Origin of the sequence: Methylocystis borbori (genome assembly GCF_036576025.1) — a bacterium.
Classification (GTDB): domain Bacteria; phylum Pseudomonadota; class Alphaproteobacteria; order Rhizobiales; family Beijerinckiaceae; genus Methylocystis; species Methylocystis borbori.
On the sequence record NZ_JAZHYN010000075.1, the window covers coordinates 1 to 9,263 of the forward strand.

Consider the following 9,263-nt stretch of genomic DNA (forward strand, 5'->3'; position numbering starts at 1 on the left):
CGGCGCGATACACCGGGATCACCACCCGCGCGCCAGGCTTGATCTGAGCGGCTGTCGTGAAGCCGTTGGTGCGCAGCAGCGCGTCGGCGGGGACGCCGTAACGGGTCGCGAGGACCGCGGCGGTTTCGCCCTGGCTGACGACGATCGGCGTGCCGCCTTCCGCGCTCCAGCGCGCGGGGCCTAGGCTCCCCGCGGGGGCGGGAGCCTGAGCGACGGGACGGGGCGCCGCAGCGCTCGCCGAGGGCGCCGGCAATGGACGGGATTCGACGGGCGTCGAAGCGGCTGACTTCTCCGCTGGCGGCAGGATCGCGCCGGTCGGCGCGCGATCGACGCCGCGCGAGGCGACCTTGGTCGAACCGGCGAAGGGATCGGCAAAAGGATCGCCCGCAAACCGGGAGGCGTCGGAGCAGCCGGACGCCAGAGCGGCGAGACCCGCCGCAGCCATGAGCCGCACCGCGGCCCGTGAATAAGTAAAATGACGCCTTGTAGCCATGACGCGACCCACCCGCACGCAACATCAACGGGAAATACGTATCAGCCAGGGGGTTAAGGAGCCGTTTAAGATGAACGGCGAATGAGTCGAGAAGCGAAAATTTTCACGATTCCCATGAAAGAGGCAGCGTTCAGAGCGCCTCGGCGACGCCGGGAACCGCCGCATCGAGCCGGCAGGGGCCGAGATCGGCCTCGCGCCATTCGCCGCCTTCGACGCGTTCGAGCTTAATGAGGCGCTGGCGCGGCCGTTCTCCCTTTTTCGCATGCTCCCGGCGGGCGAAGACCAGGACGCCCCCCGGCGCGAGCATCGCCATAAGCGCGGAGGGGGCGGCGTCCAGCGAGACATGCGCGATGATGCGGTCGAAGGGCCCGAGCGCGCGCGAGGGATTGAGCCCGTCGGCATGGAGCGCCTTCGCATTGGCGACGCCCTGCGCGGCGAGCCGGCGCGCCGCCTCGATCGCCAGCGTCTCGAAACGCTCCAGGCTCACCACTTCGCGGGCGAGTTGGGCAAGCGTCGCCGCCCCATAGCCGGAGCCGGTTCCGACCTCCAGCGCGCGATGGCCGCGCCCGACGCGCAGCGTCTCCAGCCGCCGGGCGAGATCGGCGGGACGCGACATGGTCTGGCCGCAGCCAAGAGGGAGCGACAGATTGCGATTGGCGAGATCGCGGAAGCGATAGGGCGCGAAAGCCTCGCGCGGCGTCGCCTCGACGGCGCGCATCACCGATAGGTCCCGCACCCCCGCCTGGCGTAGCGCCAGCAGCAGCGCCGCGCGCTCCTCGGCTTCAATGGCATGCGCCGTCGCGCCGCTCTCCGCCCCGATCACGACGCGCCCTCGAAAAGCGCGGCGAGGCGCGTGACGCTCGGATGATCGGTGAAGTCGAGCTGCAAGGGGGTAATGGAGATTTTCTTCTCCTCGAGCGCCAGAAGATCCGTGCCGGGTCCGGGCTTGAAATTCGCCTTCTGGAAGGCGATCCAATGATAGGGCTTGCCGCGGCCGTCCTTGCGGTCCTCGATGAGCATGACGTCGCTCGCGCGCCGGCCCTGCATGGTGATCGCGACGCCCGCCACCTCTTTGGCGGGGCAATCGGGAAAATTGACGTTCATCAGCACATTTTTCGGCACGCCCGCCGCGAGCAGGCGGCGCACGATGCCGGCGCCATGCGTTGCGGCGCAATCCCAATGGATTTTCACATCGGGATCGAAAAAATCATAGACCTGCGAGAGCGCGATCGAGGGCACCCCGAGGATCGTGCCCTCCATGGCGCCGGCGATGGTGCCGGAATAGCTCACGTCCTCGGCGACGTTCTGGCCGCTGTTGACGCCCGAGATAATGAGGTCCGGCGGATGGTCGAGCATGAGCTTGCGCACCCCCATGATGACGCAGTCGGTCGGCGTCCCCTTCAGGGCGAAATGGCGAGGGGAAATCTCGCGCAGCCGCAGCGGATCGTTGAGCGAGAGGGAATGCGCGACGCCGGATTGCTCGAACTCCGGCGCGATGATGAAAATGTCGTCGGAGAATTCGCGCGCGATATTTTCAGCTATGGCGAGGCCGGGAGCATGGACGCCGTCGTCATTGGTGAGGAGAATGCGCATGGGGCTCTATAGCGGCTCGGCATGCGCCGCGCCTATCGCCTGACTCGGATCAAGACATAAGTCTCTTGGACGATTCGGGCGCCAAGGTCCATAAGGAGCTTATATTGTCCCGAATATGGGGCGAAAGTTTCTATCCTGATGGACGGGCGACGCAGCCCGAAAATATGTAGTCAAAAAATCCAAGGCCCTCGTCCTTCGAGACGCCCGCTACGCGGGCTCCTCAGGATGAGGGGCCTTGGATTGCAGGCTTGAAGCTCCAACAAGCAGTCCTCATGCTGAGGAGCGAGCGAAGCTCGCGTCTCGAAGCGCGAGGACTGCGACGTTTCAGCGGATTATCGCGTCAGGAATCAGAGGAGAGATTCATATGCGTTCAAGATTTGCGATGCTGATCGGCGCGGCGGCGCTCGTTCTTTCCGCCGGCTCCGCCGCCGCTTACGAAGCCTATACGCCAACGCCCGCGCCCCTGCGCGTCAGCCCCAGCGTAAAAAGCGCGCTCATCACGACGATCCTGCCGAATACCCCCTTCAATGTGATGGGATGCCGCCGCTGGTGCCAGGTGCAATATGGCGGCGGCGTCGGCTATGTCGACGCCTCCTATGTGGTGCCGGGCGATCCGGACGATCTGGGTCCCGGCCCGCAGGGGCTGTTGGCCGAGCCTTTGGAGACCTACGGCACGGTGCTCGGCGCCGACCGCTACGGCTATGCGACGCCCGGCTATTAAGCCTTAACTTCCGCCGATGCGCGTCGCGCCGCCCATATAGGGCCGCAATACGCGCGGGATGTCGACCGAACCGTCGGCCTGCTGATAATTCTCCAGCACGGCGATCATGGCGCGGCCGACGGCGACGCCCGAGCCATTGAGCGTATGGACGAAGCGCGGCCCCTTTTCCCCTGCGGGACGATAGCGCGCGTTCATGCGCCGCGCCTGGAAGTCGCCGCAGACCGAGCAGGAGGAAATTTCGCGATATTTCCCCTGCCCCGGCAGAAAGACTTCGAGGTCGTAGGTCTTTTGCGAAGCGAAGCCCATGTCGCCGGCGCAGAGCACGACCTTGCGATAGGGCAGTTCAAGAAGCTGCAGAACCTTCTCCGCGCAGCCGGTCATGCTTTCATGTTCTTCAAGCGATTGCTCGGGCGTCGTGATCGAGACGAGCTCCACCTTGTAGAATTGGTGCTGGCGGATCATGCCGCGCGTGTCCTTGCCGGCCGCGCCCGCCTCGGCGCGAAAGCAATAGGTGCCGGCGGTCATGCGCATCGGCAATTGCGCCTCATCGAGGATGGATTCGCGCACGAGATTGGTGAGCGGCACTTCGGCGGTGGGAATGAGCCATAGCTGAGGCTTTTCTCTAACTTTCAGAATCAAATACCCCAATGGAGGCGGCCCAATTACTCGACGTTCTTCGTCGGTCGGCTCACGCACCTCGCCCGCTTTTTCGGCTCTCTCTGCATCGGCGGGAGAAGTGAAATAAACGGGGTCGATTTTTGCTCCGGCGGGAAACTGATCGTCCCTAAACTTCGGCAATTGCGCCGTGCCGAACATCGCGTCGTCGCGCACGAGCAGCGGCGGGCTCACTTCCATATAGCCATGCTCGCTCGTATGCAGATCGAGCATGAATTGCGCGAGCGCGCGCTCCAGCCGCGCCAATCCGCCCTTATTGACGACGAAACGCGCGCCGGAAATTTTTGCCGCCGTCTCGAAATCCATCAGTCCCAGCGCTTCGCCGATCTCGAAATGCTCCTTCGGCTGAAAGTCGAACACGCGCGGCTCGCCCCAGCGCGCGATTTCGACATTGTCGTTCTCATCGGCGCCGTCGGGAACTTCATCGAGCGGCGTATTGGGAATGGCGGCGAGCGCAGTGTCGAGTTCGGCGATGGCGTAGCGCTCCGCCTCTTCCAGCGCCGGCCAATTCTCCTTGATCGCCGCGACTTCCGCCTTCAGCGCCTCGGCGCGAGCGCCATCGCCCGCCTTCATCGCGGCGCCGATTTCTTTCGACGCCGCGTTGCGCCGCTCCTGCGCCTTTTGCAATTCGCCGATCGCCGCGCGCCGCGCGTCGTCAAAGGCGAGAAGCTGCGCCGACAGCGGCTCCAGCCCGCGCCGCGCGCGGCCGCGATCGAAAATATCGGCGTTCTCGCGAATCCATTTGATGTCGTACATAGGCGCCCGGGCAGTAATCGAGTGACAACAGACCGTCATGGCCGGGCTTGTCCCGGCCATCCACGCCGAGCGGCTTCGGTCAAATGACAGAATATGCGCAACGGCGCCGCGTGGATGCCCGCGACAAGCGCGGGCATGACGCGGGAGACCTCAGCGCGCCACCTTCTCCCGCAAGCGGGAGAAGGGGTCAAGCCGTAGATTGCTGCGCGGCGGCGCGTTTCTTCTCGATCATCCGCACGGCGTAAATCGACGCCTCGTAAAGCAATATGCCCGGCAGCGCGAGCGCGAGCTGCGAGAAGACGTCGGGCGGCGTCAGCACCGCCGCGACGATGAAGACGATGACGATGGCGTAGCGGCGTTTCTCCTTGAGAAACTCCGACGAGACGATGCCGACCTGCCCGAGCAGGGTCAGGATCACCGGAAGCTGGAAGACGATGCCGAAGGCCAGCACCAGCGTCATGATGAGCGAGAGATATTCCGAAACGCGCGGCAGCAGTTCGATCTGCGCCCTGCCCGGTTCGTTGGCCTGTTGCATCCCGATGAAAAAACGCAGCAAATTCGGCATCACCAGGAAATAGACGACGAGCGCGCCCAGCGCGAAGAAGATCGGCGTCGCGAAAAGATAGGGCCGGAACGCCGCGCGCTCATGGCGATAGAGTCCCGGCGCGACGAAGGCGTAGATCTGCGACAGCACGACGGGGCAGGACAGAAACGCCGCCGTGAAAAGCGCGACCTTTATCTGCGTGAAGAAATATTCCTGCGGCGCAGTGTAGATCAGCTTCGCTTCCGGCCCCGCGACCTGCGTGTAAGGGATGACGAGAAGATTGTAGATATCCTTGGCGAAAAAGAAGGAGACGATAAACATCGCCAGGAACGCCATCAGCGCCTTGATGAGGCGCTCGCGCAATTCCATCAGATGTTCGATGAGCGGCGCCTTGCTCGCCTCGATCTCCGCTTCGTCGGCCTCGTTCATGTCGCGGCCTTTTTCGGCTCGACCTGGGGGAAATCAGCGGCTTCGTCCTGAGGAGCGGCCGCAGGCCGCGTCTCGAAGGAGGCCAACGCCGCATCCTCCTCCTCCGAGGCGCTCGGCTGCTCAAAATGAGGTCGTTGGGCGCGCGACGGCGTTTCGCCCTCGATCGCGTCGACGATTTGTTTGCGCGCTTCCCTCATCGGATCGAAAGAGGAGTCGAGTTTCGCCGCGTCGCCGATCGCGGCCTTGGCGGCGTCGACCTCCTTGCGCAAATTCTCAAGATCGGCTTCGCGCATGGCGTCCATGAACTGGCCCTGAAATTCCGACGCCATACGCCGCATCTTGCCGGCGTATTGGCCGAGCGTGCGCAAGACGCGCGGCAAATCCTTGGCGGGAATCGCGACGAGCGCGACAATGCCGATGACGATGAGCTTGCCGGGATCGAGATCGAACATGGTTTTCGCTCAGGCGCCCTGCGCCCTCTCCTTAACGGGGAGGGTCGAAGCGCGAAGCGCTTCGGGGTGGGAAGGCGAGATTGCCGGGCGTTTTCGCCCGCCCCCGCGCCCTCAACGCGATCCTCCCTCCCATGCGGAGGGTGTGGACGCTAGATCTTTTTCGTTTCCGAGAACTTGTTATCGCCGACCTGATCCGCCGCCTGGCGCGGCAGCGACGTCGGCGGCTGCTCCTTGACGTCGGCCGTCTCTTCCTCAGTCATGCCCTTCTTGAAGGCCTTGATGCCCTTAGCCACGTCGCCCATCACGTCGGAGATTTTGAACTTGCCGCCGAAGAGAATGAACACGACGCCGCCGACGATGATCCAGTGCCATATCGACAGACCGCCCATGGCGCGCACCCTTTCCAAAAAAGAGACAGCCGGCGGACCGGCGTATTAGACGGGAAGTTAGGCTGCCGGCGCCGCAAAAACAAGCGAGGCGCGATGCGTCGAGCCGAATTGGCGCGCCGCGCGACGCTTTCGCTTTGGAACTGGGCGCGCCGAAAAAAACGCGTCCCGAAGGACGGCGTCCTCAGTCCTCGTCGTCGGCCGTCGGCTCCGGCGCCGCGTCGGACTCGTCGAGAAACTCCATCTCCAGCAGCGCCGGGGCTTCGTCTTCCAGCGGCTCTTCGTCGTCGCGCAGCGCAGTATCGTCCGAAGGCTGCGGCACGTCGAAGCCCTTGGGCAGGCGGCCGTCGAAAAGGCCCGCGCCCTTCAATTCGTCGAGGCCCGGCAGATCGCCGATCTGCTCCAGCCCGAAATGCATCAGAAAGGCGTCGGTCGTGCCATAGGTGATAGGGCGGCCGGGCGCCTTGCGGCGGCCGCGCAGCCTTATCCAGCCGGTGTCGAGCAGCACGTCGAGCGTGCCCTTGGAAATGGCGACGCCGCGGATTTCCTCGATCTCGGCGCGGGTCGTCGGCTGGTGATAGGCGATGATGGCGAGCGTCTCCAGCGCGGCGCGGGAGAGCTTTTTCTCCTCCACCTGTTCGCGGGCGAGAATCCAGTTGAGGTCCGCCGCCGTGCGGAAGAACCATTTCTTGCCGACGCGGGTGAGATTGACGCCGCGCCCGACGTAATGCGCCCGCAACCGCTCCAGCACGCGAGGAAGATCGTCGCCGTTCTCGAGCCGGCGCGCCATTTCCGCTTCGTCGAGCGGTTCGGCCGAGGCGAAGAGCAGCGCCTCGACGACGCGCTCGGCTTCTCTCAGCCGCGCCTCGTGGCGCGCAAGCTCCTCGTCGCTGTTCACGTCGAAGAGTTCGATCTTTTCAGCCGGCTGCGCCAATGGGCGTTCTCCTTGATCTTCAGGGCGGCGAGGCGCCTAAGGGCTCTTCCGACGGCTTAGGCGCGCGGGCCCGCACCCATAGCGGCGCGAAAGGCCGGTCCTGCCTGATGTCGAAGCGCCCTTCCCGCACCATTTCGAGCGAGGCGCTGAAAGCCGAGGCGCGTACGGTGCGCGCGGTCTGCATGTCGACACAGTAATGCAGCAAAAAATCGTCCAGCACCGTCCATTCCGACGCCATGCCGACAAGGCGCTCCAGCGCCTCGCGCGCCTCGGCGAGCGACCAGACGGCGCGCTGGCGCACCACGACGCGCGACGTCGCGGTCTTCTGCCGCTGGCGGGCGTAGGCCGATAGCAGATCATAGAGGCTCGCCTGATATTGAGGCTGCGAGATCGTCTCGACGCCCTCAGGCCCGCCGCGCAGAAACATGTCGCGGCCGAGCTGCGCGCGCTGGGTGAGCTTATCCGCGGCGAGCCTGATGAGCTCCAGCCGGCGCAGCCGCTCGGCGAGCGCCGCGGCGAGATCGGAGGCCGAGGGCTCCTCGCCCCTGGGCGGCTCCGGCAACAGCAGCCGCGATTTGAGAAAGGCGAGCCAAGCCGCCATGACGAGATAGTCGGCGGCGAGCTCCAGCCGCAGCCGACGCGCGGCCTCGACGAAGGCGAGATATTGCTCGGCGAGCGCGAGGATCGAAATGCGCGCGAGATCGACCTTCTGGCGGCGCGCCAGTTCGAGCAGCAGGTCGAGCGGACCCTCGAAGCCGTCGACATCGACGAGAAAGGCCTCTTCGCCCTCCCCGCGCGACTCGTCGAGATCGAAGCTGAGGTCTTGCGCCATTTCTAAAGCTTTGCGCCTGTTTTCCCTTGGCGAATCAATGTCGCCAAACTTTCACGCGAAGATTGGCCCCATTGGCCCGTCATCGCAAGCGAGGCCTACGCTTTGGCGGGGCCGTCCACAGGAGAGAGCCGCTATCGGAACGGATCGACGATTTGGAGACCTTCGACGATCTGGCCATGAGACAGATCTTCGGAATAGAGCCGCGCGCGCCCTTGCGCGAGCGCGGCCGCTACAATGGCCGCGTCCCAATAGGAAAAGCCGTATCGGGACTTGATGTCGAGGGCGGCGTTGACGAGAGCCGGCGTGATGTCCTGAACGCGAAACCTTTGCCATGCGCGCACAAGGCCGGCGGCGATGTCATGCGGCAAGGCGTCGGCGCGGGAAGGCCTCGTGGCCTGCACATAGAATTCCTGCAAGACCTGCGCGGAGAGGCTCCAGTCATCCTCTTCGAGGAGCGCAATGGCGCGTTCGCGCTTGGCTTTTTCTGCAGGCGCGCGACTGATCGAATAGAGCAGAATATTCGTATCGAGAAAGCCTGCGGTCACCCCGGCGTTCGCTTTCCATGCCTTTCGTGAACGTCCTCGCGCGAAAGCCGGTCAGAGGCGCGAAAGGAATGAATTTGGTCGCGCAATTCCCGCTCCTGGCGTTTCAGCCGCTCGAACTCCGTCTCTTCCGAGGCGAATTCATTTAGAAAGCGCCGCACGACAGCCGACACGGAAGTATCCTCCGCGGCCGCCCGGACCCGCGCGCGGCGATAGGTGTCGTCATCCAGTGAAACTGTGATGTTTTTCATAGTTTCACACTATCTAGGAAAATGGCGATGCGCGCAACGTATTTACGCGACCGCGCCCATCGCCGCGTCGAATTCGCGCGTCGCCTCGGCGAGGTCGAAGGGCTCGACGTTCCCAATACTTTCCAGCGCCTTTTCCGCCCGCGCCAACGCCTTGCCGACAAGTTCGCCCGCGCCCTCCGCGACCGGCCGCGCCTCGGCGAGATGGCCATTGCAATGCAGGACCATGTCACAGCCGGCTCCGATCGCCCGCTCGGCGCGCGTCCGAAAGTCGCCGGTCAGCGCCATCATGGAGAGATCGTCTGTCATCAGCAGGCCGTCGAAGCCGATGAGTCCTCGGATGATCTCGCCCACCACCGTCTTCGACAGCGTCGCCGGCGCAGCTGGGTCTATACTTGTATAAACAACGTGGGCGCTCATCGCCATGGGGAAGTCGGCGTTGGCCTTGAAGGGCGCGAAATCCACCGCCTCGAGCTCGGCCCGAATCGCCTCGACGACCGGCAGCTCCTGATGGCTGTCGGCGCGGGCGCGACCATGCCCGGGAAGATGCTTCATCACCGGCGCGACGCCGCCCGCCATGAGCCCTTCCGCCGCCGCGCGGCCGAGCGCCGCGACGCGCGCCGGGTCGCGGCTATAGGCGCGGTCGCCGATGATGTCG

13 protein-coding genes are annotated in these 9,263 nt (G+C 64.6%); 1 reads left to right on the top strand and 12 read right to left on the bottom strand.

Annotated features, from left to right (window positions below; genetic code table 11):
- The 3 genes from V3H18_RS15970 to surE all read right to left on the bottom strand — a co-directional run.
- Positions 1 to 445 (bottom strand): LysM peptidoglycan-binding domain-containing protein (locus tag V3H18_RS15970; RefSeq protein ID WP_332083067.1); only part of this gene is annotated, 445 nt, incomplete at its 3' end.
- 178 nt (positions 446 to 623) lie between these two features.
- Positions 624 to 1,316 (bottom strand): protein-L-isoaspartate O-methyltransferase family protein, encoded by a 693-nt coding sequence (locus tag V3H18_RS15975; RefSeq protein ID WP_332083068.1) that lies wholly within the window; start codon positions 1,314 to 1,316, stop codon positions 624 to 626.
- Positions 1,313 to 2,086: a 5'/3'-nucleotidase SurE gene (surE, locus tag V3H18_RS15980; protein WP_332083070.1), complete on the bottom strand. Its 774-nt coding sequence runs from the start codon at positions 2,084 to 2,086 to the stop codon at positions 1,313 to 1,315. Before surE ends, V3H18_RS15975 begins: the two co-directional genes overlap by 4 nt.
- A 364-nt stretch (positions 2,087 to 2,450) precedes the next feature.
- On the opposite strand from surE, the gene V3H18_RS15985 reads away from it, so the two are divergent.
- Positions 2,451 to 2,807 (top strand): SH3 domain-containing protein, encoded by a 357-nt coding sequence (locus V3H18_RS15985; protein ID WP_332083072.1) that lies wholly within the window; start codon positions 2,451 to 2,453, stop codon positions 2,805 to 2,807.
- A 3-nt stretch (positions 2,808 to 2,810) separates the two neighbouring features.
- On the opposite strand, the gene serS is transcribed toward V3H18_RS15985, so the two are convergent.
- From serS to V3H18_RS16030, 9 genes are all read right to left on the bottom strand, one after another.
- Complete coding sequence (serS, locus tag V3H18_RS15990; protein WP_332083074.1) at positions 2,811 to 4,238, bottom strand: serine--tRNA ligase; 1,428 nt, start codon at positions 4,236 to 4,238, stop codon at positions 2,811 to 2,813.
- A 187-nt stretch (positions 4,239 to 4,425) separates the two neighbouring features.
- Complete coding sequence (tatC, locus tag V3H18_RS15995; RefSeq protein WP_332083075.1) at positions 4,426 to 5,211, bottom strand: twin-arginine translocase subunit TatC; 786 nt, start codon at positions 5,209 to 5,211, stop codon at positions 4,426 to 4,428.
- Positions 5,208 to 5,663 (bottom strand): preprotein translocase subunit TatA, encoded by a 456-nt coding sequence (locus tag V3H18_RS16000; protein WP_332083076.1) that lies wholly within the window; start codon positions 5,661 to 5,663, stop codon positions 5,208 to 5,210. Before V3H18_RS16000 ends, tatC begins: the two co-directional genes overlap by 4 nt.
- A gap of 149 nt (positions 5,664 to 5,812) precedes the next feature.
- On the bottom strand, positions 5,813 to 6,052 hold the full coding sequence (locus V3H18_RS16005; RefSeq protein ID WP_332083077.1) for a twin-arginine translocase TatA/TatE family subunit: 240 nt from the start codon (positions 6,050 to 6,052) through the stop codon (positions 5,813 to 5,815).
- Between the two features lie 181 nt (positions 6,053 to 6,233).
- Entirely contained in the window at positions 6,234 to 6,983 is a 750-nt protein-coding gene (scpB, locus tag V3H18_RS16010; protein WP_332083078.1) for an SMC-Scp complex subunit ScpB, read from the bottom strand.
- 19 nt (positions 6,984 to 7,002) lie between these two features.
- Entirely contained in the window at positions 7,003 to 7,815 is an 813-nt protein-coding gene (locus V3H18_RS16015) for a segregation and condensation protein A (protein WP_332083079.1), read from the bottom strand.
- 131 nt (positions 7,816 to 7,946) lie between these two features.
- Positions 7,947 to 8,360 (bottom strand): PIN domain-containing protein, encoded by a 414-nt coding sequence (locus tag V3H18_RS16020; RefSeq protein WP_332083081.1) that lies wholly within the window; start codon positions 8,358 to 8,360, stop codon positions 7,947 to 7,949.
- Positions 8,357 to 8,530, bottom strand: coding sequence for a hypothetical protein (locus tag V3H18_RS16025; RefSeq protein WP_332083082.1), 174 nt, complete (start codon positions 8,528 to 8,530; stop codon positions 8,357 to 8,359). The genes V3H18_RS16020 and V3H18_RS16025 overlap by 4 nt, the downstream gene beginning before the upstream one ends.
- 120 nt (positions 8,531 to 8,650) lie before the next feature.
- Positions 8,651 to 9,263, bottom strand: a 613-nt coding sequence (locus tag V3H18_RS16030; protein WP_332083083.1) for a glycoside hydrolase family 3 N-terminal domain-containing protein, incomplete at its 5' end; no start/stop codon positions are given.